The organism is Planotetraspora thailandica (assembly GCF_016863335.1).
GTDB lineage: Bacteria > Actinomycetota > Actinomycetes > Streptosporangiales > Streptosporangiaceae > Planotetraspora > Planotetraspora thailandica.
Genome location: NZ_BOOR01000018.1, coordinates 19,828 through 43,248, shown reverse-complemented (window position 1 = coordinate 43,248; position 23,421 = coordinate 19,828). Strand labels below are relative to the sequence as shown.

The 23,421-nt window shown below is 71.0% G+C and carries 16 protein-coding genes and 3 pseudogenes; 8 read left to right on the top strand and 11 right to left on the bottom strand.

Annotation, left to right across the window (positions count from 1 at the left end; all coding sequences use genetic code 11):
- Window positions 1-26: 26 nt before the first annotated feature.
- From Pth03_RS14270 to Pth03_RS14250, 5 genes are all read right to left on the bottom strand, one after another.
- Entirely contained in the window at window positions 27-1,403 is a 1,377-nt protein-coding gene (locus tag Pth03_RS14270; protein WP_203944723.1) for an alpha,alpha-trehalose-phosphate synthase (UDP-forming), read from the bottom strand.
- Between the two features lie 210 nt (window positions 1,404-1,613).
- Window positions 1,614-2,402, bottom strand: coding sequence for a hypothetical protein (locus Pth03_RS14265; protein ID WP_239119027.1), 789 nt, complete (start codon window positions 2,400-2,402; stop codon window positions 1,614-1,616).
- 21 nt (window positions 2,403-2,423) lie between these two features.
- Window positions 2,424-2,723, bottom strand: a complete 300-nt coding sequence (locus Pth03_RS14260) for a DUF4193 domain-containing protein (RefSeq protein WP_182901403.1) — start codon at window positions 2,721-2,723, stop codon at window positions 2,424-2,426.
- 261 nt (window positions 2,724-2,984) lie between these two features.
- Window positions 2,985-4,400: a sensor histidine kinase gene (locus Pth03_RS14255; protein WP_239119026.1), complete on the bottom strand. Its 1,416-nt coding sequence runs from the start codon at window positions 4,398-4,400 to the stop codon at window positions 2,985-2,987.
- A 41-nt stretch (window positions 4,401-4,441) separates the two neighbouring features.
- Window positions 4,442-5,095 carry a response regulator transcription factor gene (locus tag Pth03_RS14250; protein WP_203944722.1) on the bottom strand — a complete coding sequence of 218 codons (654 nt, stop codon included), beginning with the start codon at window positions 5,093-5,095 and terminating at the stop codon, window positions 4,442-4,444.
- Between the two features lie 241 nt (window positions 5,096-5,336).
- On the opposite strand from Pth03_RS14250, the gene Pth03_RS14245 reads away from it, so the two are divergent.
- On the top strand, window positions 5,337-5,501 hold the full coding sequence (locus Pth03_RS14245; protein WP_203944721.1) for a hypothetical protein: 165 nt from the start codon (window positions 5,337-5,339) through the stop codon (window positions 5,499-5,501).
- A gap of 64 nt (window positions 5,502-5,565) precedes the next feature.
- On the opposite strand, the gene Pth03_RS14240 is transcribed toward Pth03_RS14245, so the two are convergent.
- Window positions 5,566-6,429: an inositol monophosphatase family protein gene (locus Pth03_RS14240; RefSeq protein WP_203944720.1), complete on the bottom strand. Its 864-nt coding sequence runs from the start codon at window positions 6,427-6,429 to the stop codon at window positions 5,566-5,568.
- Between the two features lie 344 nt (window positions 6,430-6,773).
- Window positions 6,774-8,774 (bottom strand): alpha/beta hydrolase family protein, encoded by a 2,001-nt coding sequence (locus Pth03_RS14235; RefSeq protein ID WP_203944719.1) that lies wholly within the window; start codon window positions 8,772-8,774, stop codon window positions 6,774-6,776.
- A 125-nt stretch (window positions 8,775-8,899) separates the two neighbouring features.
- On the opposite strand from Pth03_RS14235, the gene Pth03_RS14230 reads away from it, so the two are divergent.
- Complete coding sequence (locus tag Pth03_RS14230) at window positions 8,900-9,886, top strand: ferrochelatase (RefSeq protein WP_203944718.1); 987 nt, start codon at window positions 8,900-8,902, stop codon at window positions 9,884-9,886.
- A gap of 17 nt (window positions 9,887-9,903) precedes the next feature.
- Here the strand turns inward: Pth03_RS14230 and Pth03_RS42085 are convergent, their stop codons facing one another.
- Window positions 9,904-11,115, bottom strand: a complete 1,212-nt coding sequence (locus Pth03_RS42085) for a lytic transglycosylase domain-containing protein (RefSeq protein WP_275413104.1) — start codon at window positions 11,113-11,115, stop codon at window positions 9,904-9,906.
- 217 nt (window positions 11,116-11,332) lie between these two features.
- On the opposite strand from Pth03_RS42085, the gene Pth03_RS14220 reads away from it, so the two are divergent.
- The 3 genes and pseudogenes from Pth03_RS14220 to sepH all read left to right on the top strand — a co-directional run.
- A complete protein-coding gene (locus Pth03_RS14220) occupies window positions 11,333-12,523 on the top strand; it encodes an MFS transporter (RefSeq protein ID WP_203944717.1) in 1,191 nt (396 codons plus the stop codon).
- A gap of 90 nt (window positions 12,524-12,613) precedes the next feature.
- Window positions 12,614-13,942, top strand: coding sequence for a D-arabinono-1,4-lactone oxidase (locus tag Pth03_RS14215; protein ID WP_203944716.1), 1,329 nt, complete (start codon window positions 12,614-12,616; stop codon window positions 13,940-13,942).
- 515 nt (window positions 13,943-14,457) lie between these two features.
- Window positions 14,458-15,459, top strand: a pseudogene (sepH, locus tag Pth03_RS42755) (septation protein SepH); the annotation flags it as partial.
- Between the two features lie 1,100 nt (window positions 15,460-16,559).
- Here sepH and Pth03_RS14205 read toward each other — a convergent pair.
- Both Pth03_RS14205 and Pth03_RS14200 read right to left on the bottom strand, forming a co-directional pair.
- A complete protein-coding gene (locus Pth03_RS14205) occupies window positions 16,560-18,137 on the bottom strand; it encodes a PH domain-containing protein (protein ID WP_239119025.1) in 1,578 nt (525 codons plus the stop codon).
- Entirely contained in the window at window positions 18,134-18,649 is a 516-nt protein-coding gene (locus tag Pth03_RS14200) for a PH domain-containing protein (protein ID WP_239119024.1), read from the bottom strand. The genes Pth03_RS14205 and Pth03_RS14200 overlap by 4 nt, the downstream gene beginning before the upstream one ends.
- Window positions 18,650-18,756: 107 nt before the next feature.
- Here Pth03_RS14200 and Pth03_RS14195 point away from each other — a divergent pair.
- Window positions 18,757-19,281: pseudogene (locus Pth03_RS14195) on the top strand (ATP-binding cassette domain-containing protein); the annotation flags it as partial.
- An 89-nt stretch (window positions 19,282-19,370) separates the two neighbouring features.
- Here Pth03_RS14195 and Pth03_RS42505 read toward each other — a convergent pair.
- Window positions 19,371-20,567, bottom strand: a pseudogene (locus tag Pth03_RS42505) (AfsR/SARP family transcriptional regulator); the annotation flags it as partial.
- A gap of 187 nt (window positions 20,568-20,754) precedes the next feature.
- Here Pth03_RS42505 and Pth03_RS14190 point away from each other — a divergent pair.
- A complete protein-coding gene (locus Pth03_RS14190; RefSeq protein WP_239119023.1) occupies window positions 20,755-21,297 on the top strand; it encodes a YbhB/YbcL family Raf kinase inhibitor-like protein in 543 nt (180 codons plus the stop codon).
- Between the two features lie 183 nt (window positions 21,298-21,480).
- Window positions 21,481-23,385 carry a hypothetical protein gene (locus Pth03_RS14185; RefSeq protein WP_203944714.1) on the top strand — a complete coding sequence of 635 codons (1,905 nt, stop codon included), beginning with the start codon at window positions 21,481-21,483 and terminating at the stop codon, window positions 23,383-23,385.
- Window positions 23,386-23,421: the final 36 nt, after the last annotated feature.

Here is a 23,421-nt window from a genome sequence, read left to right as displayed (position 1 = left end):
TCCGAACTGCGCCGGCGGGGGTGCGGTCACCCGGTCTCGAGCGCCGTGAGGAAGTCGCTGGCCCACTTGTCGACGTTGTGCGTGGCGACCCGGCGGCGCAGCGACCGCATCCTGCGGCCCAGCTCGTGCGGCGTCGCCCGCATCGCCGCCAGCATCGCCCGCTTCATTCCGTCTATGTCGTACGGATTGACCAGGAACGCCTGCCTGAGTTCGTCGGCGGCCCCGGCGAACTCGCTGAGCACCAGAGCGCCCCGCAGGTCGTGCCGGCAGGAGACGTACTCCTTGGCGACCAGGTTCATGCCGTCGCGCAACGGGGTGACGACCATGACGTCGGCCGCGCAGTAGAGCGCCGCCAGCTCCGCCTTGCTGTACGACTGGTGGAGGTAGTTGATCGGCTGGCGGCCCAGCATGCCGTGCTCGCCGTTGATCCGGCCCACCATCAGCTCGATGTCGTTGCGCAGCCGGATGTACTCCTCGACCCGTTCCCGCGTGGGCGTGGCGACCTGGACGAACGCCGCCTCCCCGGGCTTGAGCGTGCCGTCGTCGAGCAGCTCGCCGAACGCCTTGAGCCGCTGGCCGATGCCCTTGGTGTAGTCGAGGCGGTCCACGCCGAGCAGCACGTGCTCCGGGTCGCCCAGCTCCGCGCGGATCTCCCTGGCCCTCACCTGGATCCGGGGATCGCGGACCATCTGGTCGAGCTCGCCGAAGTCGACGGAGATCGGGAACGCCTCGGCCCTGACGGTGCGGCCGTCCACCTGGACCTCGTTGCGGTGGTTGGGCAGGCCGAGCAGGCGCCGGCAGAGGCGGATGAAGTTCGAGGCGCCGCCGGGCCGCTGGAAGCCGACGAGGTCGGCGCCGAGAAGGCCTTCCACGATCTCGTTGCGCCAGGGCAGCTGCCAGAACAGCTCGGCGGGCGGGAACGGGATGTGCAGGAAGAAGCCGATCTTGAGGTCGGGGCGGAGCTTGCGCAGCATGGCGGGCACCAGCTGGAGCTGGTAGTCCTGCACCCACACGACCGCGCCGGGCGCCGCCGCGTCGGCCGCGGCCCGGGCGAACCGGTCGTTGACGGCCCGGTAGGCGTCCCACAGAACACGTGAGTAGACGGGCGTGGCGACGACGTCGTGGTAGAGCGGCCACAAGGTCGCGTTGGAGAACCCCTCGTAGTAGAGCTCGACCTCGAGGGCCGACAGCGGTACGGGGATCAGGTGCATGCCGTCGTCGTCGAAGGGTTTGAGCTCCTCCTCGGCGGCGCCCGTCCATCCGAGCCAGGCGCCGTCGCGCTGCTGCATGACCGGGGCGAGCGCGGTGACGAGTCCTCCGGGGCTGCGCCGCCATTCCTTCTCGCCCACGCGGTCCACCGGAAGCCGGTTCGCGACGATCAGAAACGAGCTGGTACTACGCATGAAGCCCCTCCAGGGTCGTCTGTGCCCACCATAAGAGAGGCATCTCCAGTCGCCCATACCCGTATCGACTTGCACAATTCGCGAAGGAGAACGTGAGGATGATCTCACGCAGCTCACTGGGCGTACGGAAGAGGTTTAGACCAATCGGTCACAGTTTCGCTACCGAGATCAACGGGCCGGGCGGAGACCGGCCTGGATACGGTCCGTAATTCAGCCGCTCTGGCCGGGAGGCAGCGTCTGCTGACGGCGCAGATCGGCGCGCACGGCCTCGGCCAGCCTCCTGGTCGCCACCCGGTTGAGCGCCCCGCCGGCGACCGCGCCGGTGAGGAAGGGTCCGAGGGTCGTGAGGTGCCGGCCCAGAGTGCGCATCAGCCGGTTGCGCAGGGCCGTCTTCGCCGCCGCCCCGAGGGCGAGGGTGGCCGAGCCGGGTGCGAGGGGGTTCACGCCGCGCTGTTTCGACCAGGCCAGGGCATAGGCGGCCGCGCGCTGGGAGCCGTTGCCGGGGATATGCACGCCGTACACCTCGTGCAGCTCGGCGACGAGTTTGACCTCGACCGCCGCGACGACCAGCGTCTCCGCAACCAGCTGCGCCGGGGCGGAAAGGAGCAGGGGTGGGGCCGCGAACTCTGCAGCGGCCAGGGCTCCTCCCACCGCGCCGATGGCCATGGTCGCCTTCGCCGCCGTACGGACCAGGTCGTCGGCCAAGGCCTCTCCCGTGAGGCCGTAATGGTGCTCCTGAAGCGTCGCGTAGTCCCTGACCGGCAGACGCTGGGCGATGTTGACGAAAACGTCGGCCAGCCATCGGCCGCGGGCCGTGCCCGACCTCCGGGCCTCCTTGGCCGACACCGCGAGCGCCTTGCTGAGGCGGCCGAGCAGCCTTCGCCGCTCGGCCCCGTCCGCCTCTTGAGGGGCCACGAGCCTGCCGACAAGATCGGCTACCTCGTCGTGCTCTTCGTGCTTGTCGTTGCCGTCGTGCGATCGATCCGTTTCGGGAGTCAACGGACCCTCCTCATGAGTCTCCTAAGCTGCGCACTCGCGGCAGACCTGCTGACCGTTCCGCTCGGAGGCCAACTGGCTGCGGTGGTGCACCAGGAAGCAACGCGAGCAGGTGAACTCGTCAGCCTGGCGTGGGATCACCCGAAGAGACAGCTCCTCGTTGGAAAGATCAGCCCCCGGCAGCTCCAACGACTCGGCAAGGTCGGTCTCGTCGATGTCGATGCTGCCCGACGACTTGTCGCTGCGCCGCGCCTGAAGTTCCTGAAGGCTGTCCTCATTCAGGTCGTCATCAGTCTTGCGCGGGCTGTCGTAGTCGGTAGCCATTTGCGTACTCCATCCCCCTCATCTATCTGTCTGCGCCTACGTCGCGCGTCTTCAACGCACGGGAGGCGGAAATTGTGCCCGTCGCGGCCGGGAGATTTTGCAATCGGTACCCGGATGGACGAACACTGAACCTCCCGACACGAGAGGGGCATCCCGCACTAGGCTGTGGTTAGCCAAATATGGCGAAAACCACAGTATCGACGGTATGACCCACCGCGTTTCGACGGCACATCCAACCACATGTACGGCGCGCTCGCTCCCTCAGCGCGCCGACTGCGTGGCGCCGGTGGTTCCCCCGGTCACCGAAAGACGGACCGTCATCACGAGGCCGCCGCCGTCACGAGGGACGGCGCTCACCGATCCGTCATGCGCCCGGACGATCGCACGCACGATGGACAGGCCGAGACCCGCGCCTTTGGCGGATTGCACCCGATCGGCGTTCAGTCGCCTGAAAGGCTCGAACAGGCTGTCCACCTCGTACGCGGGCACATGTGGCCCCGTGTTCGCGATCTGAACAACGGCACCCCCGCCGACAATTCCCGTTCGGACCCAGACTTTTCCGGTGGGGCCCATGTTGTGCTTGATGCCGTTCTCGATCAGGTTGGAAACGCACCGCTCGAGAAGAACCGGATCTCCCGTCACCGGGGCCGGATGGAGGTCATATTCGACCGCGATCTCTTCCTCCGCCGCGAACGCGGTCAGCTGCTCGATCGCCGTCTTGGCGACCTCCTGAATGTCCACGGGTTTGCGGACGGAAAGCTCTCTGTCGCTGCGGGCCAGAAGCAGCAGCCCCTCGATCAGGCGCTCGTTGCGGGCGGTCGTGCCCAGCAGCGTACGGCCGAGCACCTTGAGATCCTCGGACGCCTCGGGATCGGCGAGGGCCACCTCCAGGACGGTCCTGTTGATCGCGAGCGGGGTGCGCAGCTCGTGCGAGGCGTTGTCGACGAACCTGCGCTGGGCGTCGAACGCCGCGTTTAGGCGGGTGAGCATCGCGTCGAAAGTGTCGGCGAGCTCCTTCAGCTCGTCGTCGGGCCCGGTCAGGTCGATGCGCTCGTGGGCGAGCGAGGTCTCCGACAGCTTGCGGGCCGTCGCCGTCATCTTCTTGATCGGCCGCAGCGCGCGGTCGGCCACGAGATAGCCGATCATGAGCGCGAGGATGGCCACGCCCAGCAGGGCGGGCAGCGACCTCCTCAGCAGCTCGCCCCGCGCGGTGGCGATGGCGTCGGCCAAGGTCTGGAGGTAGTACTCCTTGATCGTGTCCTCGGTGCTCTGCGGCAGGTTGATGTTGGGCACCAGGATGTTGCCGGGCCAGGCCGCGTCGATGGCCTGCCCCGCCAGGACGTACATGAGCATGAGCAGGAACACGCCGGCGACGAACACCAGCGCCGCATAGGTCAATGTCAGCCGCCAGCGGATGCTCACGCGGTTGGACATCGCCTTGATCTCGTCGAGCAGGCGCCGCCGTGCGGGATTGGCGGTCACCGGCGGCGGGCCGTCCCAGGCAGGCGGCCCGCTCGGAGGCGGCGGCACCTGGCCGTGCTGGCCGTGCTGGCCGTGCTGGCCGTGCTGGCCATGCTGGCCGTGCACCTGCGCCGCTCCGGCGGCCGGAGCGGGAAGCATCTGCGGGGCGCGCGCCGAGTCGCCGCCGTGGTTCTCCGGCGCATCCGGTCCGCTCACGACGTCACCTCGCTCCTGGACGCCCCCCTGGGCCGGCTCGGTCACAGGCGGTATCCGACACCGGGCACGGTCTCGATGGCCTGCGGCTCACCGAGCTTCTTGCGCAGGGTCATCATGGTCACCCGGACAACGTTGGTGAACGGGTCGATGTGCTCGTCCCACGCCTTGTCGAGGAGATCCTCCTGGCTGACGACGGCGCCTTCTGCGCGCATCAGCTCCTCCAGGACGGCGAACTCCTTCTTGGTCAGCGGGATCTCCTTGTCGTCCCGGGTGACCAGCCGTTTGCCCGGGTCGAGCCGGATTCCGGCGCGCTCGAGCACGGGCGGCAACGGCGGGGCCGACCTGCGGCCCAGCGCCCGCACCCGCGCGACGAGCTCCATGAACGCGAACGGCTTGGCGAGATAGTCGTCGGCGCCGAGCTCCAGGCCCTCCACCTTGTCGTCGACCTCGCCGGACGCCGTCAGCATGATGATCCGCGACGCCGACCGCTGGGTGACGAGGTGACGCGCCACCTGGTCGCCGTGCACCTTGGGCAGGTCACGGTCGAGCACGATCACGTCGTAGTCGATGTAGGCGGTCTTCTCCAGCGCGGCCGCGCCGTCGTAGGCCACGTCCACGGCCATCGCCTCGCGGCGGAGCCCGGTCGCGATGGCGTCCGCGAGCACTCGCTCGTCCTCCACCACAAGCACGCGCATCAAGGTCCTCCTCAGCTGGAATGACGCTCACATTCTCGCAACACCCGCCGTAAGCCTGTGGTAAGCGGTCTCCCGCGATCACGTGATGCAGAGCACAGGATTTGGGTGGTTTGAGGCAAGCCCGCCAGTGGGTAATGGGGGGCTACACCCCAATTGTCGTGTGCCGGGGAAGGGCTTCCTCCCCAGGATCCGCTGCGGGGTCCGCGCATGACAACTTTTCGCCCCCGAGAAAGAAGGTGAGATGGGCGAGTTCACGACAACGATCGAATCCCGGCTCGACCAGGCCTACAAGGGTCTCGAGGAGGCCAGGTCGAGCGGAGACGCATTCCTCGCCGACGCCCTCACCGCCGAGATCGAAGACCTCCGCCGCCTGGCCGACGATCACGGCATTTCGATCCAGCGATAAGTAAGACGGCACCGAACCCCTGGGGGCTCGCCTGTACGGCGGGCCCCCGCCTTTTTGGGCCTGATCAGGCTCGGTCGAGGCCGATCGACGTCAGAAGCTCATGCAGTTCGCCGTACAGGCCCGGATCTGCGCAGATGGTCACGTCGGCGTCGCTCGGCCTGCCGTTCAGGCTGCCGAACCGCGCGCCCGCCTCGGTCGCGACCAGGCCGCCGGCGGCGTAGTCCCAGTAGTTGACGCCCCGCTCGTAGTAGGCGTCGACGCGCCCGGCGGCGACCGAGCACAGGTCGATCGCGCACGATCCGGACCGCCGGATGTCGCGGACCGTCGGCAGCAGCGTGGTGAGCACCTCGGCCTGGACGCGCCGGCGTTCCGCGCCGTAGGCGAACCCGGTGGCGACCAGTGCCGCCTCGACGGGGACGCCGGTGGTGCAGTGCAGACGCTCGCCCGCCAGCCAGGCTCCGCCGCCCTTCGAGGCGCTGAACAGCTCACCGAGGGGCACGTTGTACACGACCCCGGCGACGATCTCCCCGTCGAGTTCGGCGGCGATGCTGACCGCCCAGGCCGGCAGGCCGTACAGGAAGTTGACCGTGCCGTCGATCGGGTCGACCACCCAGCGCACCCGCCCCTCGCCGGGCGTGTCGCCGCCCTCCTCGCCCAGGATGGCGTCGCCCGGACGGGCCTCGCCGATGCGGGCGCGGATCAGTTGCTCGGCGGCGCGGTCGAGGGAGGTCACGATGTCGGTGGGGCTGGATTTGGTGGCCAGGACCTCGGGCCTCGCGGGCCGTTCGGCGAGCAGCATCTCCCCCGTCTCGCGGGCGATGTCGAGGGCCAGCTCGAGCAACTCCCCCACCACCCCCTGGAGATCCCCCCCACCTTGGGCGTGATCATGCAGAACTTCGCTCGCACCCACTGTGACCTGCTTTCCCATCCCCGGTGATCATGCAGAACTTCGAGATCATGGCCTTCTGCCTGCGAAAATCCATAACGCGATCATGCAGTCCGGAAATTTCCGGACTGCATGGTCACGAACGCCATCTTCCCAGACGGGCGTAGGCGGGCCCGAAGAGGTGCATGATCACGAACTGCGAATCCGCAGGTCGCGCATGCCTCCTCCGAACTTCTGCATGATCACCACTACGAAAGGCGCAGGTCGTACGGCACGGCCGCGAACTTCTGCATGATCACGCCCAGGGTTCCTCCCAGGGTTCCTCCAAGGATCACCACCACATCCCTCACCACCAAGCCCTCACCCCAGAAATCCCCCTGGCGGGGTCAGGCGAGGGATGACGGGCGGGTCCAGGGGGTGCCGAGGACGTGCTGGGACAGGAAGGCCAGCACGGTCTCGTACCACACGACGGCGTTGCCGGGCTTGAGGACCCAGTGGTTCTCGTCCGGGAAGTAGAGGAACTTGGACTCGACCCCCGAACGCTGGAGGTCCCACCAGAGCCGCAGCCCCTCCCCGATCGGCACCCGGTAGTCCTTGTCCCCGTGGATCACCAGCATCGGCGTGGTGATCTTGTCGAGCGAGTGGTGCGGTGACAGGCGCGTGTACCGCGCCGAGCCAGGCACCCCGAACTCCCGCTGCCAGTACATCGAGGCATCCGTGGTCCCGGCGAACTGGTCGAGGTTCCAGAGGGACGCGTGGGTGACGATGGCCTTGAACCTGTCGGTGTGACCGGCGACCCAGTTGGCCATGTAGCCGCCGAACGATCCGCCCATGGCGGCGATCCGCTGCTCGTCGACCTCCGGCCGCTTGAGACACTCGTCGGTGATCGCCATGAGGTCGGCGTGCGTGACCGGCCCCCAGTCGCCCCAGCCCCGGTCGATCATGGCCTGGCCGTACCCTGTGGACAGGCAGGGGTCCGGCAGCAGCACGGCGTAGCCGTTCTTGGCCATGATCCACGGGTTCCATCGCCAGGACCAGTCGTTCCAGCTGGCCACCGGCCCGCCGTGGATCCACAGCAGGAACGGCGCGGGGTTCTCCGCCGACGCCTCCGCGGGCAGCACGAGCCAGCCCCTGATCTCCGTTCCGTCGTCGGCGAGGGCGGTGACCTCGGTCAGCGTGCCCGGCAGGTCCAGCGTCGGCGCCGGCGAGGGCAGGTGGGTGAGTGAGCCGTCCGGGGCGATCCGCACGGGCCGCGCCGCCGCGTCGACGGCGCTGCGCAGCGCGTAGAGCGAGCCGTCGGGAGCCGGGCACAGCTCCTGGTAGGCGCCGTCGTCCGTGGTCAGCCGGGCCACGTCGCCGTCAAGGGAGACGCGGAACACGGGCCTGCGGCCCTGGTGGTCGGCCGCGATGTACAGGGCGTCCGACGACTGCGCCCACGCGATCGCCGACGGGAACAGCTCCCCGCCGAGGGCCCTGCCCTCGCCCGTCTCCAGGTCGACGACCCACAACTCCAGGGCGGTCGACAACTCCTGGTCGCCGAGCCGTTCCCGGGAGCACGCGACGTACCGACCGTCGGGCGACACCGTCACCGGGCCGCCGAAGTCGTGGCCGTCGGAGGCGGCCAGCGTGCGCCGTGACGCCGCCCCAGCCGCGACGTCGAACGCGACCAGCTCGAAGCGCACCTCTCCGTCGCCGGCGGGAACCATCCAGGTGGTGATCACCGTGGCGCCGTCCGGTGTGACGGCGAACGAGGCGTTGTCCAGCGCCCGCCCAGGCTCCGGCGTCAGGTCGGCCACGTCGTCCGCACCGGCCGGGCCCGCGAGCACGTCTCCCCGTACGGCACCGGCCAGCAGGCGCGTCTGCGCGGGGCCGAGATCGTGGTCCCAGAAACGCACGGGGTAGCTCTCGTGCAGGATCGCGCTGATTCCGGCATCCTTGCGGGCCTTGCGGCGCTCCTCCTCGGTGGCGGCGTGACCGGGCAGCACGCCGGCGGCGTAGACGACCGTCCCTCCGGCGGCCCGGACCCCGCTGATCCCACCGGGCCGGGTCGCCAGCCTGCGCGGCTCGCCCCGCTCCGGCAGCAGCCACAGGGCGGGCACGTTCTCGTCGTTGTCCTTGACGGTCTCGTCGGGGCGCCGGGAGACAAACAGCACCTCGCCGTCCGGGGTGAACTCGGCACCCGCCTCCCCCTTCGCCGACCGGGTCAGCCGGTACGGCTCGGCGTCGCCGGCCTCGACAGGGATCTCCCAGAGGGCCGTGCCGTACGACGAGCGGTCGGGGTTCAGGGACTGGACCACGGCGACCAGCCGGGTCCCGTCGGGCGAGAGCCGCAACGACACCACGCGCGGCACGGCTACGTATTCATGGATGTCCGGAAATTGGCTCACCGCTCGAACCTACCCGGGATCTTGGCGTGAGCCCAAGGGCTTTCGCCCGCCGAACACACCGCGCGATCGAGAGGATGCGCACCTACGGAAGCGACTGTCCCCAGACCTGCGTAGGCTGAATGGTCATGGGGAGCACATCGGCTTATGACGCTTTGCTGATCGTCTCGTTCGGGGGACCGGAAAAGCCCGAAGACGTCATGCCGTTTCTGGAGAACGTGGTCCGCGGGCGCGGGGTGCCCCGGGAGCGGCTGCTCGCGGTGGAGGCGCACTACCAGGGCTTCGGCGGCGTCAGTCCCATCAACCAGCAGTGCCGCGACCTGATCGACGCCCTCGACGTCGATCTGCCCGTGTATTGGGGCAACCGTAATTGGCAACCCTTCCTGGAGGACACCGTCCGCCAGATGGCCGCCGACGGGGTGACCCGGGCCGCGGCGTTCGTCACGGCCGCCTACAGCTCCTATTCCAGCTGCCGGCAGTACCTCGACGACATCGACCGGGCCCGCGCGGCCGTCCCGGGTGCGCCGGAGATCGTCAAGCTGCGGCACTACTACGACCACCCGGGGTTCATCGCGGCGATGGCCGACCACACGCGGGCCGCCCTCGACGCGCTCCCCGCCTCCGAACGGGGCGCGGCTCGCCTGGTCTTCACCGCGCACAGCATCCCGGTGTCGATGGCGCAGACCGCGGGCCCGCAGGGCGGCGCGTACGAGGCGCAGCTGAGGAAGGCCGCCGCGCTGGTCACCGAGCAGGTGGACCCCGCCCGCTCGTGGGACCTCGCCTGGCAGAGCCGCAGCGGCCCGCCGAGCGTCCCGTGGCTGGAGCCGGACATCTGCGACCACCTGGAGCGGCTGCACGACGACGGCGTGCGGGCGGTCGTCACGGTGCCGATCGGGTTCGTGTCCGACCACATGGAGGTCATCTACGACCTCGACGTGGAGGCGGCGGCCATGGCCGAGAAGCTCGGGATGGCCTTCACCCGGGCGTCCACCGCGGGCACGCATCCCCGGTTCGTCTCGATGGTGAGTGAACTGCTCGCCGAACCCGTCCCGGCGCGGTGCGCGGCGTTGTGCTGCCCGGCTCCCCGGCGCAGGCCCACCCCCGACGCCTCCTAGATAGACGCCGCGGCGTCTCAGCCGTACGCGCGGGCGTAGGCGGAGGCGAGCCCGAGGACCTTGTCAACGTAGTCCCACGAGTGGTTGTAGAACCACACGGCCTTCCTGAGTTTGTCGCCACCCTGTCCCGCGCCGTTGGCGCACAGGTATTTGGCGGCCGACGGGACGGCGTCGTAGGGGCTCCAGATGTCGGCCTCGCCGTCGCCGTCGCCGTCCACTCCGTAGACCTTCCACGTGGCCGGCATGAACTGCATGGGCCCGAGCGCGCCCGCCGACGAGGGCCCGTTGTTGCGGCCGTGGCTGCTTTCGACCTGCCCGATGGCGGCCAGCACGGTCCAGGACAGGCCGGGGCAGACGCCGGCGGAGCGCCGGTAGAGGTCCAGATAGCTGGCGGGCCGGCCGACCAGCCCGGGCCCTGAGCCCGACGTGGGCTTGGCCGGCTTCTCCTGGGTCGTCCCGACGGGCACGAACTGCGCGTCGCGGCCGAGCAGGCGCGTGAGCGCGTCGCGGTCGGGAGTGCCGCCCTTTGCGTGGATGAGGACGACGACGTCGGCGGCGAATCCCAGCCGCCGCCCGAGGTCGCGGCTGACCAGGCCGTCGATCCCGGGCAGGCCGAGGGTGGCGGAGGCGGCGAGCCGCAGCGACGGGCCGTCCTCGACCTGGTAGTCGTCCCCGAGGACCATGCCCGACTTGGCGACGGTCGCGCCGTCGGCCACGACCTCGTTCCTCGCCAGCGCGCTCCACACCTCGGGGTGGTCGGCCACGGGTTGCGGCGTCCACGAGCGGAACCCCGCCGGGTCGACGCCCAGCAACTGCAGGGTCTTGCCGGAAACCTGCACCGTGCCGCCGTCGGCTCCGGCGACCTTCTGCACGTGTTTGAGCGCGCCGATCTCGCGGAGCGTGTCCGCCGAGACGGGCGACCGCGAGATGGCCAGCAGGGTCGGCGGGGTGGCCGTGACGCCGGGGCCGCTCGTGGCGGGCGAGCCCTCCGGGAGCGCGGGGCCGGGGACTGCGACCGGGGTGTCCAGCGTGTCCGGCCGCTCGGCCGCGATCGCCGACCCGCCGCCCGGCGGCGGCGATGAGGCGCTGGATGAGGCGCTGGATGAGGCGTCGGATGAGCCGTCCATCGAGCCGAGGGCCACGAACCCTCCGACGATGACAAGGGTGATCACCACGGCCAGCCCGGCCACGGAGGCACGAAGATGCGAGAACCGGGGAAGAAGCCGCACCTGGCCCAGGTTAAACCCTTTGCCCCATAGACGTAAAAATCACTTGCCATTCGGCACGGTTGTGCGTTTAGGGTCGAGCAGCGTAAACCGCCGTCCGCGTGCCACGGGATAAGACGCCCCGGGGCCGCCGCCGCCCGACCGGCGTGCCCGGACGCACACCGTGATCTCAGCGCCCCCTGTGATCACGTGACGTCACTGTGCCGAAGGGATCCGCGACATGGTTGGGCCATACCGAGGCCTGTTCGGCACGCCTGGCGTCAAGGGCTTCGTCATCACGGGCTTCATCGGGCGGATCCCGATGTCGATGCTCGGCATCGGGGTCGTGCTGCTCATCTCCGCGCTGACCGGGTCCTACGCCACAGCGGGCGCAGTGTCGGCGGTGGTGTCCCTGGCCTACGCCGTCTCCGCGCCGCTGTCCGGCCGGCTCGTCGACAGGTTCGGGCAGGCCACGGTGCTCGTCCCGTTCGCCCTCCTCCACGGGGTCTCCCTCTCCGGGCTCATGTTGTGCGCGCACACCGGCCAGCCGACCTGGACCCTTTTCGCCACCGGAGTCGCGGCCGGGGCCAGCGCCACCTCCCTGGGAGCGATGGTCCGGGCCCGCTGGACCCACGTGCTGAAAGACCCTGACAAGCTGCACATCGCGTTCTCGTTCGAGTCGGTGGCCGACGAGGTCATCTTCGTCGGCGGCCCCGCGTTCGTGACCGCGCTCGCCACGACGGTCAGCGTCTACGCGGGCCTCGTGGTCGCCCTCGTGCTCACGGTCGGCGGCACCGTCGCGTTCTCCGCGCTCCGCGCCACGCAACCGCCGGCCGTACGGCGCACGGACCACGCCCACTCGCCCATCGCCATCCCCGGAGTGGCCCTGCTGTCGGCCGTCTTCCTCGCCATGGGCGCGGTGTTCGGCTCGGTCGACGTCATCACCGTCGCCTTCGCCGACGAGCACGGCAGCAAGGTGGCGGCGGGCCTCCTGCTCGCGTCCCTGTCGGGCGGGAGCCTGGTCTCCGGCTTCTGGTACGGCTCCCGCCACTGGAAGATCAGCCTGCGCAGCAGGTTCGTCAGGGCGCTGGCGGTGTTCGCCGCCGGGCTCACGCCAGTGCTGCTGTTGAACGACATCCGCGCCATGGCCGTGGCGCTGTTCTTCGCGGGCCTCGCCATCTCCCCCACCCTGATCACAGGCTTCTCCCTCATCGAGCGGCTCGTCCCCGTCTCGCAGCTCACCGAGGGCATGTCGTGGACGTCCACGGCGATCGGGTTCGGCGTGGCGATCGGCGCCTGGGCGGGAGGCCACCTGATCGACACGTTCGGGGCGTCCAACGCCTTCGGATTCACCTTCGCCTGCGCGCTGGCGGCCATGATCGTCGGAATGGCCGGCAGCACACTCGTCCGGGTGGAGCACAACACCTTCTGAACACCGGGCGGACCATAGGCAGCCGCCCAATTTATGAGTAGTGTTCATGTTCCACGACGGGGGCGTGCGGTTCGCTGCGCGAGGAGGAACATGGACGCCTTCGTCAACTGGGCACGCAATCAGTCGGTCACCCCCGTGGAGTTCCGGACTCCGACCTCGGCCGCCGACGTGGCCCGCGCCGTACGGGACGCCGCCGCCGGCGGCCGCCGGGTCCGCATGCTGGGCACCGGCCACTCCTTCACCGGGGTCGCGCTGAGCGACGGCATCCTGCTGAGGCCGGACGGCCTGACGGGGATTCTCAAGCTCGGCGACGGCGAGGTGACGGTCGCGGCCGGCACGCCGCTGCGCGCCCTCAACGAGGAGTTGCGGGCGCACGGCCTGGCCCTGGCCAACATGGGCGACATCACGGCGCAGACGGTCGCGGGCGCGATCCAGACCGGCACCCACGGCACGGGACGCGAGATCGGCGGCCTGGCCGACCAGGTCACCGAGCTGGAGATCGTGCTGGCCGACGGCTCCATCACCACGGTGCGGGAGGGCGACCTCTTCGACGCGGCCAGGGTCGGCCTCGGCGCGCTCGGCATCCTGACCGCCGTGACGCTGCGGGTGGAGCCGTCGTTCCTCCTCCACGCCTGCCGCGAGCCTGTGCCGTTCAGCCGGATCCTGGACACCATCGACGAGCTCATCGGCCGCGACGAGCACCTCGACTTCTTCTGGCTGCCGCACACCGACACGTGCCTCGTCAAACGGAACAACCGCTCCCCCGGGCCCGCCCAGCCGCCGAGCGACTTCAAGCGCTGGCTCGACAACGTCTTCCTCGAGAACACCCTCTTCGGCGTCATGTGCGCGGCCGGGGCCTGCTTCCCCGGCCTGATCCCCCGAATCAACCGGGTCTCCGCGGCCGTGCTCGGCGCGTCCGAATGCGTGGACACCTCCTACAAGATCTTCACGTCGGTGCGCGAGGTCCGCTTCCTGGAGATGGAGTACGCCATCCCCCGCCACCACCTCGCCCACGCCCTGCGCGAGACGCGCGACCTCGTGGAACGGTCCGGCTGGAAGATCACCTTCCCTGTGGAGGTCAGGGTGACGCCGCCGTCGGACGCCTGGCTGTCCACCGCGTACGGCAGGCCCTCGGCCTACATCGCCTGCCACATCTACAGGCCCACGCCGAACCCGGCCTACTTCGAAGGCGTAGAGGAGATCATGACCAGGCTCGGGGGGCGCCCGCACTGGGGCAAGCTGCACACCCGAGACGCCGCCTACCTGAGCACGGTATATCCGCGGTTCGCCGACTTCGTCGCGCTGCGCGACACGCTCGACCCCCGGGGCCTGTTCGCCAACGACTATCTCGACCAGGTCCTCGGGCGCGACGCACACGCGGGCGCCTCCGGAAAGAGCCCCGGACCCACAGCGATGTAAAGAGCCGGCCCCTTGTGACACGTCCCCGGCGTGTCGGGTTGCCTCACCCGCCCGGCTAGGGAGGAGATTGCGAGACACGGGCAGCCTGAGCCCGGCGTGCCACCAGAACCCGGGGGACACCCAGTGCACATCAACCCCTCCCGGGCCGTCGCGACCGTCGCGGCGGCCACGACGCCGTCCACCGGCGCGTCCGCCACACCGGCGGCGCAAGGACGGCCGGAAGGCACGCGCCATCTCAGGAAGAACGACCCTCCGTTCTCTCGCGTCATGAGCCGACTTCGCCACACAAGGCGACGCCGTACGGGACAATCCGTCGAGGACACGCTGCCGCTTGCCGTACACAGGCAGGCTGTAGCAGGGTGAACCCGACAAATGTGACCGGGGTCACAACATCTGCCACACCCCTGGGCGAGGCGATGTTCGGACATGCCGGGTACGGTGCTGGAAGGCAACCGGCTCAAGCGAGAAACTCAAGGGTCCGGGGGAAGACGCAGCACGATGACGAAGGGACTCGCATGCAGGAGCTCCGTCTCGTCGCGGTAAGTGAGGACGGCACTTATCTCGTCCTGGCCACGGCCGGGCGGGGCACGCGGTTCACGCTTCCCGTCGACGATCGGCTCCGTGCCGCGGTCCGCGGCAACTTCTCCCGTCTCGGCCAGTACGAGATCGAAGTGGAGAGTCCGTTGCGCCCCAAGGAGATCCAGGCTCGAATCCGCGCCGGTGAGTCGGCTGAGGAGATCGCGGCCACCGCCGGCATCCCGGTGGAACGAGTCCGCTGGTTCGAGGGACCCGTTCTCCAGGAGCGCGAGTACATGGCCCAGCAGGCGCAGCGCGTCTCGGTGCGCATGCCCGGAGAGAGCGCTCCGGGGCCGACGCTGGGCGACCTCGTGGCCGAGCGTCTCACCCGGCGCGGCGTGCCCGCCGATGAGATCGACTGGGACGCCGCCAAGCGCGACGACAACCTGTGGCGGGTGAAGCTGGGCTTCGTCTGGAACGGGCACACCCGGCACGCCGAGTGGCTCTTCGACCCGCGCCGCCGCAACATCACCCCCAACGACGACGAGGCCATGCGCCTGTCGGCGGCCGAATACGTCGAGCCCGAGCGGGACGACACGACCGTGCGCCCGTTCGTGCCGCGACTGGCGTCCAAGCTCGCCCCCGTGGCCCCGCTTCCCGGCGCCGCCCACGGGCGCGTCGAGTCCGACTACGACCGCCCTGCCGTACGGCACGAGCCGCCCGCCCGGCTGGACCCGCCGCTGCGCCAGGAGCCGCCCGCGTGGAACGAGCCCGCCGCCCGGCACGACACCGTGCGGCGAGAGCCCGCTCCCTGGCCTGAGCCTCGTCATGAGGAGCCCCCGGCCCGGCCTGAGCCCGCACCAAAGCCGTTCCGGCTGCCGGAACCGGTGATCGAGGCGGACGCGCCGGAGGAGCTTCCCGCGTTCAAGCTGCCTCCGTCGACGTTGCTCGGACAGAACCCGCCGTCCCACAGCCCTGCGGCTCCGACGCCGCTGCGTCCGGTCGCGGAGACCCGGTCTCCGGAACCCGACGTGATCACCGGCATGTCCGGCGTGGAGGACCGGGTGGCACCGGTCCAGGAGGCCATCCCGGCCGCCCCGCCCGTTCACGAGCCCGCCGAGCCGGCTCCGTCTCGGCAGGACGCCTCACCGCAGACCGCGCACGACCCGACGCCGCAGCGCACCGACGCATCGGCGGTCCCCGCCGACCGGGCACCCGCCCACCTCGCCGCAGACCAGGCCGCCACAGACCAGGCCGCCGCAGACCAGGCGACGGCGGAGCGCGGCACCGACGGCCCTGCCGCCGCTCAGCAGACCGTTTCCGAGCAGACCGGTCCCGAGCAGACCACTTCCGGGCAGACCGCGTCCGAGACGCCGGCTCCCGAATCCGCGTCGCCCGGCGAGGCGAGCCGTCCCGAAACCGATTCCGTGCAGGAGAGCGCGCCCGCGGCGGGCTCGTCTGCGTCTGACTCTTCTGGGGCTGACTCTTCTGGGGCGGAGCGCGCCACGACCGAGCCGGTGACGGCCGAGGAGAAGCCGGCTGTGCCGGATGCGGCTCCGGCCTCCTCGCCCGCCGATCCGGTGGCCGAGGAGACGACCGCGACTCCGGCGACCGAGATCCCCGCGAGCGAGGCTCCGGCGGCCGAGGCTCTGGCGAACACCAGCCCGGCCCCGCCGAAGGCGCCCGCCGCGGAAACAGTCACGCAGCCGGTCCCGCCGGCCCCAGAAGTGACTCCCGCGCCGCCCGCACGACGCGAGGAGCCCGCCCGGCCCGCCGCCAGGGAGGCCGGCCGTACCGGCGACCAGGACGCCGCAGGCACCAACGGCAAGCGTCCCGACCCGCGCACGGCCGCCGCGGCGGTCGCCCAGGCGGCCAAGGCCCCGCAGAAGGAGCCGGTCAAGGAGCCCGCCAAGGAGCCCGTGAAGGCCGCCGTCAAGGAAACGCCGAAGGACGCCAAGCCGGAGACGCCGGCGCCGCCCGTGCCCAAGCCCACTCCGGCTCGGCCCCGCAAGTCGCGAGGCCGCCGCGCGTCCGTCCCGACCTGGGACGAGATCATGTTCGGGGCGCGCAAGCAGGACTGACCCCCGCCCCGCCGTACCGGTCAGGGGCGGGGCGAGGCGAGGAACAGACGGAGCCAGTCGGGGGTGACCTCGGCGGCGAACTCGACGCCCTGCGACTCGCCGGTGTCGATCGCGTGGTAGCCGCCGCTGCCCGCACCGACGCCGGCGATCACGGTGAGCACACCCGACATGCGCTGGAAGACCGTCTGGCGCAACCTCCAGCCGACGATCGCGCGGCGCTCGACCACCGCCTGCCTACGGCGCAGCGATCCCTGGCGCACCGACACCCGCATGCCGTCGTAGGCGTGACCCAGCGAGCGATAGCGGTCCAGGCCGAGGGCGATGCCGGCCACGGCGAGGGCCAGGGCGGCGACGGCGACCACGGCCCAGCCGAGCGCGAGCGCCGCCGCGGCGACCACCAGCCAGGGCGCGACCGCCCGGAAGAGCCTGCGGCGGCGCGCCTGCGGCGGGTGCGGGCGCAACGGGGCATCGAAGGGTTCGATGGCCTCGGAGACCACCCCGACGGCCCACTCCCGGGGCGTCACCGGCAGCAGCTGCCCGCGCGTCTCGGAGTCCCCGAGTCCGGTGACCACCGCCCACGCCCGCACGACTCCTGCGGCTCGTTCCAGCAGCCCGTCGACCAGCTCGTAACCGCGGATCCTGCGTCGCTCGAGCGACACCACACGGCGGGTGAGGAGGCCGCGTTCCGCGACGAGGTAGCCGTCCCGCGAGCGGACGGTGAAGTCCCAGTTGAACACGGCGTAGGTGATGCCGCCCGCCACCGGCATGGCCAGCACCAGCAGCACCCCGGCGGCGACCAGCAGGATCATGTGGTCCCGCGCCCATTCCAGCGTGCTCGCCGCCGTCTCGGCGGTGACCCTGACCTCGCCCACCCACTGGTAGACCACGCCCACGGCACCGGCGATCAGCGCGAACGGGGTCAGCAGGTAGGCGCCGGACAGCGGGCCGTACCTGAGCCAGGAGCGGGGCACGCGCGCGATGACCCGCCCGCCGTCAGGGGCGACGCCCCGGGGAGCGCCCTGTGCGACGCCGCCGCCCGCGCTCGTGCCGCCCGCGCTCGTGCCGGCCGGGACGGCGCCGTGGGGCGGCTGCCCCTCCGCGGGGGCCTCCACCGGCTGCGTGGCCGAGACCGCCATCGCGCGGCGCGCGAGCAGCACGCCGCGGAGTTCCTCGGCCTCCCGCAGGGGCAGCGCGTCGAGCTCGCCCTCCTGGCTGTCCCCTCCCGCGCCCGTGTCGATCTTCAGTACGGCCAGGCCCAGCAGGCGATGGAGCGGCCGGGCGGTGATGTCCACGCCGCGGACCCGTTCGAGCGGGATGGTCCGCACCGAACGGCTGACCAGCGCGCGGGTGAGCTCCAGCCGGTCACCGGAGACACGGTAGGTGAACGTCGCCCACCGGACGACGGCGACGGCCACCGACAGGGCCACGCCGAGCGCGGCCACCGCGACCGACGTGGGCGAAAAGCCGCTGGCCAGCAGCAACCCGCCGAACGGCAGCAACAGCGACGGCAACATCCGAAGCGGATGGATCAGCAGCACGCGCGGGCTCACCCGCCGAGGGACGTCGGCCATTTCCGCGCGGAACGGCGAATCGGTCATGTCGCGTCGTCCCTGAGCTCCTGTGCCCGCCGGGCGAGTTCCTCCGCGAAGGCGGCGGCCACCTCGTAGTCGAGCCCCTGGATCGTGGACGACCCCGCGTGCGAGGCCGTACGGATCTCGACGGTGGCCAGGCTGAGGGCACGCTCGAACCAGCCCTGCGCCTTGTCCACCGTCTGGATGCGGCTGACGGGCACGAACACCCACTGCCTGCTCAGCCACCCGGACCTGGCGTAGACGACGTCGCCCGACAGCTCCCACCGGTGCACGGCATAGCGCAGCAACGGCTCCAGGACCACGAGGGGAAGCATCACCACGCCGACGGCGACCGGCAGCAGCCAGAGGCGGTCGCCCATCCATCCGGGAAGGGCCGACCAGCCGCTCCGGTCGAGCAGGTAGGCGATCAGGAGGGCGGCGCCCATCAGGAAGGCGAACCCGATGATCGCCTCCACGAACCACAGCGCGATCGCGCGCCGGGAGACCCGGTGGGCCGGGTCCCGTAGGGGTGCTCTCACAGTCCCACCCTAAGCGCCGTCAGTGATCTGTCAGCGGCTGACGGCGACGCTCAGTGTTCTGTCAGTGGCGTGCCGCATGGTGAGGGCGACCAAAAGGAGGCGCGCTCATGACATATGAGATCCAGGCGCAGGGCCCGGCCAAGCGTTACGGCGAGACCAAGGCGCTCGACGGGGTCGATCTCGAAGTGCCGCAGGGGCGCCTGCTCGGCGTGCTGGGACCCAACGGGGCGGGCAAGACCACGGCGGTGCGCGTGCTCGCCACCCTGCTGCGCCCGGACGGGGGTCGGGCGCAGGTGGGCGGTTTCGACGTCGTACGGCAGGCCCACCAGGTCCGGTCGCTGATCGGGCTGACGGGGCAGTACGCGGCGGTCGACGAGACCCTGACCGGCGTGGAGAACCTCGTGATGATCGGCAGGCTGCTCGACATGACCAGGTCGCACGCCTGGCGGCGCGCGGCCGAGCTGCTCGAGCGCTTCGACCTGACCGACGCCGGCGGGCGGGCGGCGAAGACCTACTCCGGGGGCATGCGCCGCCGCCTCGACCTGGCTGCGAGCCTCGTCGGGCGCCCCCAGGTGCTCTTCCTGGACGAGCCGACGACCGGGCTGGACCCGCGCAGCCGCACGGAGCTTTGGGGGGGTCGTGCGGGGCCTGCAGAGCGGCGGCTGGTTACCAGGATCCGCACCCCCGGGCATTCGGCGAGCAGCCGGTCGGCCAGCGCGGCAGCCGCACCGACGAGGTGCTCGCAGTTGTCCAGGACGATCAGCGTGGAGCGTCCCGACAGCGCCGCCATCAGCCGGGCCGTCGCATCGGCCTCCACGCCCTGCCCCGCGGGGCGCACCCGCACCAGCCCCGTGTCGCGCATCCCGAGCGCGGCGAGCACGGCGCGCGACACCTCCTCCGGATCGAGCACCGGGGCGAGCTCCACCAGCCAGACGCCGTCGCGGACCTCGACGGCGAACTCCTCGGCCGACTCCACCGCGAGCCTGGTCTTGCCCGCGCCTCCCGGGCCGAGCAGGGTGACGAGCCGGTTCTCCCCGAGCAGCGACCGTGCCTGCAGCACTTCGTCGTCCCTGCCGACGAAGCTGGTCAGCCGGGCCCGCAGGTTTCCCTTGCGCGTGGCGGGCGCGCCGTCGTGCGCTGCCGCGTCTGGTGCCGCCGTGGCGGCGCCGTACGGCAGGCCGGTGCGCGGAAGGTCGCCGCGCAGCAGGGCGAGATGCAGCTCGGCCAGCGACGGGGAGGGGTCGGCGCCTAACCGCTCGGCGAAGACGGCGCGGGCGTCCTCGTAGGCGGCCAGCGCCTCGACCTGGCGGCCGGAGCCGTACAGGGCGCGCATGAGCAGGCCGCGCAGCCGCTCGCGCAGCGGATGGGCGGCCACGAGCCGGGTGAGCTCGGAGACGACGTCCTGCGCCAGAGCCAGTTCGGCCTCGATCCTGTCCTCGGTGGCCGAGACCCTCGCCCCTTCCAGCCGCACCACCTCGAGCGCTCCCCCGGGCAGGTCGGCGAGCGGGGCTCCGCGCCACAACGCGAGCGCCTCCCCCAGGGTGCGCGCGGCCAGGCCGGGGTCGCGGGCTTCGAGCGCGCGGGCGCCCTCGCGCGACATGCGGAGGAATCGGTGCACGTCCACCTGCTCGGGCGCGACGAGCAGGCGGTAGCCGGACGGGTCAGCCGCCACGAGGCCGCGGTCGATCGTGTTGCGCAGGGCCTGCAGCGCGTTGCCCACGCCGCCCGGCGGGCTGTCGTCCCACACCCCGGCGACGAGGGCGCCGGTGGGCACGGTGCGGCCCGCGTCGAGGAGCAGGAGTGTGAGCAGCGCACGGAGTCGGCGGCCGCCGATTTCGACCCGCCGGCCGTCCTGGCGGACCTCCAGGGGGCCGAGGACGGCGAAGCTCACGTCCGCGTCCGGCGGCACCCCCTGCATGTCTTGATTGTGGCGGAAACGGGCCCCCGACGCGCGTCCGACTGCCCGGCCCTACTGGGCGGTTAAGAAACAGGACAAATCAAGAGACAGGACGCAGCAGGTGAGAGGCGTGCTCCTGGTCGAAGACAGGCACGGATCAGTGCGATTCGGTCGGCGCACCCATCCAATCCGCGTAGCATCATCGGGCATGGGGTCGCCGACGAAGTCGCTGGGCGTACGAGGTGCCGTCGTCATGACGGCGGTCACACTCGCCGCTTCCGGCTGTGGGATTCTGGGCGGGGGTCCGTCCGGAAATCTCGACGTGATCAGCGTTTCGAGTCCGCGCTTCCGTGACGGGACACCCCTGCCGCACGTCTACTCCTGCAAGGGCGGCCTGGGCAATCCTCCCCTCCGCTGGTCGGGCACGACGGGCGCCAAGTCGGTGGCCATCGTGGTCGACGACAACAACGCGAGGAGCAGCGCGGTGCACTGGGTGGTGTTCAACATCGACCCGAACACCACCGAGCTGGGCGAGAACGGCGTCCCCCGAGGCGCGAAGCAGGGCGAGGGGTCGAACGGGAAAGTCGGCTATACGGCTCCATGCCAGGCCGACGGCAGTTACCGTTTCACTGTCTACGCCCTCAACACGGAACTCGACCTCAAGCAGGGTGCGCCCTTGGCGGAGACCCTGGAGGACATCGCCGACCACACCATCGCGCGCGGACGCCTCACGGCGGACAACATCGAGTGACGTGCTGAACGCCGGAGGTAGTCGTGCTACACCAATCTTCGCCTAGGGTGTGACAACGGTCATCGTGGTCGAGCAGAATCGGATCCAATTGCTGAGCGCAGGTGGTCAGAGGGGGCAGGTCGCGTCGATGGCCGCGCGATCTCACCGGCGCCGCTGGAAGGCCATGGCCTTGAGGGTGGTGCTATGACTGCGGTCATTATGGGCCTCGTCGCCGTCGTGCTCCTCGTGCTGATGGTCGTGGCTCTGGGCATGCGGTCGATGAATCGCAGGGAAAGTGCCCTGTCTTCCGAGCGGTTAAAGGCGATGGCCGAGAACAAGGGCCCCAAGCCGCGCCGGCCGGCCGAGGAAACGTTCTTCGAGAGCTTCCCCAAGGGCTTCGACGCGTTCGAAGACCCCTCCGAGCGCGCGCCCAAGCAGCGGCCGGGCGCCGGACGCCCGTCCTCCCGCCCCGGAAGCCGCCAGGCGAGCCGGCCCGCGCAGCGTGGCGGCGCCGGCAACGACCCCGACGCCGGTGCCAAGGGTGGCAAGCAGGCCGCCCAGGCACGCGGCCGCCGCGGGGTCGACGAGTGGGGCGAGTCCGACGACTACGACGACGACTACTGGAGCCGCGTACGCAGCGACGACGGCGGTTTCACCGGCGGCCCGGGAGCCCGTCCGGCCGCCCCGCGCCCCGCGGGCAGGCCGTCGGACGCCGCCGCCGACGACTTCCCCCTCGCGGAGCCGGCCGGCCCCTCTCCGCGCTCGGTGAACCCCGACGCCGCGACCGTTCAGGCCCCCCTGCCGCAGCGGTCCATGGGCGCACGCCAATCCGATGCGGCCAAGCCGCCGCGTGCCACCCCCGCCTCGGCCGCGGCCGAGCAGAAGACCGTGGCGTTCTCCGCTCCGACGCCGGAGGCCCTGAGCGCCGCCGGGGCGGCGGCGTCCGCCGATCCGCTCGACAACGCCCCGGCCACCGGGATGTTCGAAGTCCCCCCGATCTCCGACTCCTTCACACCCCCGGCAAGGCCTTCCGGCCAGGGCTCCGGGCGATCCGGCCGCGCGGGCAGGGCCGGCAGGTCGGCGCGCCGTTCCGCGGCCGCGTCGGCCGACAACGGGGCCGGCCGTACGAGCGGTTCCTTCGAGACGCCCCGCAGGGGCGGCCGGGCGAACACGCCGTACGAGGCTCCCGCCGCGAGCGCCGACTCCTACAGCGGAGGGTTCGACGCGGCGCCGTCGCCCGCGCCCGGGTCCTACGCCGGCGACCTGTTCGAGGCGCCTCCCGCTCCCGTCGCCGAGCCACTGCCGCCCGTCGCGCAGGCTCCCGTCACCGGATCGTTCGAGACGTGGGCGGCCTACGAGGCGGCGCAGGGTCCGCAGGCCCATGACTCCGGCCAGGCCGCGCAGACCCCGCCGGCTCCGCAGAGCGACTCCTACGACCGCGGCAGGAGTTACGGCCTGCCCGACGGCACTGCAGGACTGGTCAACACGGCCAACACGGGTCCGTCGTACACCGTCCCGCCGCCTCTGGGGAAGGTCGTCCCGATCCCGACGTCGCCGTCCGAGCCTTCGTGGTCCGCACCCGCGGAGCCGCCGGCCCCCGCCGCGTGGTCCGGTACCCATGACGTGCTTGACGACCCCGAGCCACCACGGACCGTGACGAACTGGTCGAACACGGACGGCTATCGGCCTCCGCCGCCCCAGCAGTCGTCCTACGAGGGCTACCCGTCTTACACGACCGACACGGGTTCGTCGTACACGCCCGATCCCGCCTACCCGTCCACCCCGGCGCCGTCCTCCTCGTCCTACGAGGTGAGCACGGGCTGGGCGACGATCGACGACGCGGGCTCCGCGATCGGCGTCCCCACAGGCCCGTCGCGCCCGGTCTCACCGTACGAGTCTGCCGGTTACGACATCCCGTCCGGACAGAGCTCCTACGGCCACGACCAGCCGCAGGCACAGCAGGACGCCGGCCCGCAGCAGAACGCTGGGGGAAGCTGGCCGTCCTACAACGAGCTCTACGGCAGCACCCCCTCCGAGTCGACGGGCGCGCGCCGGGGCAGCCACCGCCAGCCGGACGCCGAGACCGACTATCCCGACTATTACCGGTGATTTTCCGCCGGCTTGCCTGAGGGTCAGGCGACCCTT

What these genes read in the sequence shown, in the direction of transcription:
- Pth03_RS14215 (WP_203944716.1), top strand. Translation starts at nt 12,614, where the DNA reads ATGGACGCCTTCGTCAACTGGGCACGCAATCAGTCGGTCACCCCCGTG.
- Pth03_RS14245 (WP_203944721.1), top strand. Translation starts at nt 5,337, where the DNA reads ATGGGCGAGTTCACGACAACGATCGAATCCCGGCTCGACCAGGCCTAC.
- Pth03_RS14230 (WP_203944718.1), top strand. Translation starts at nt 8,900, where the DNA reads ATGGGGAGCACATCGGCTTATGACGCTTTGCTGATCGTCTCGTTCGGG.
- Pth03_RS14185 (WP_203944714.1), top strand. Translation starts at nt 21,481, where the DNA reads ATGACTGCGGTCATTATGGGCCTCGTCGCCGTCGTGCTCCTCGTGCTG.
- Pth03_RS14240 (WP_203944720.1), bottom strand. Translation starts at nt 6,429, where the DNA reads ATGGGAAAGCAGGTCACAGTGGGTGCGAGCGAAGTTCTGCATGATCAC.
- Pth03_RS14270 (WP_203944723.1), bottom strand. Translation starts at nt 1,403, where the DNA reads ATGCGTAGTACCAGCTCGTTTCTGATCGTCGCGAACCGGCTTCCGGTG.
- Pth03_RS14250 (WP_203944722.1), bottom strand. Translation starts at nt 5,095, where the DNA reads ATGCGCGTGCTTGTGGTGGAGGACGAGCGAGTGCTCGCGGACGCCATC.
- Pth03_RS14260 (WP_182901403.1), bottom strand. Translation starts at nt 2,723, where the DNA reads ATGGCTACCGACTACGACAGCCCGCGCAAGACTGATGACGACCTGAAT.
- Pth03_RS14205 (WP_239119025.1), bottom strand. Translation starts at nt 18,137, where the DNA reads ATGACCGATTCGCCGTTCCGCGCGGAAATGGCCGACGTCCCTCGGCGG.
- Pth03_RS14220 (WP_203944717.1), top strand. Translation starts at nt 11,333, where the DNA reads ATGGTTGGGCCATACCGAGGCCTGTTCGGCACGCCTGGCGTCAAGGGC.
- Pth03_RS14190 (WP_239119023.1), top strand. Translation starts at nt 20,755, where the DNA reads ATGGGGTCGCCGACGAAGTCGCTGGGCGTACGAGGTGCCGTCGTCATG.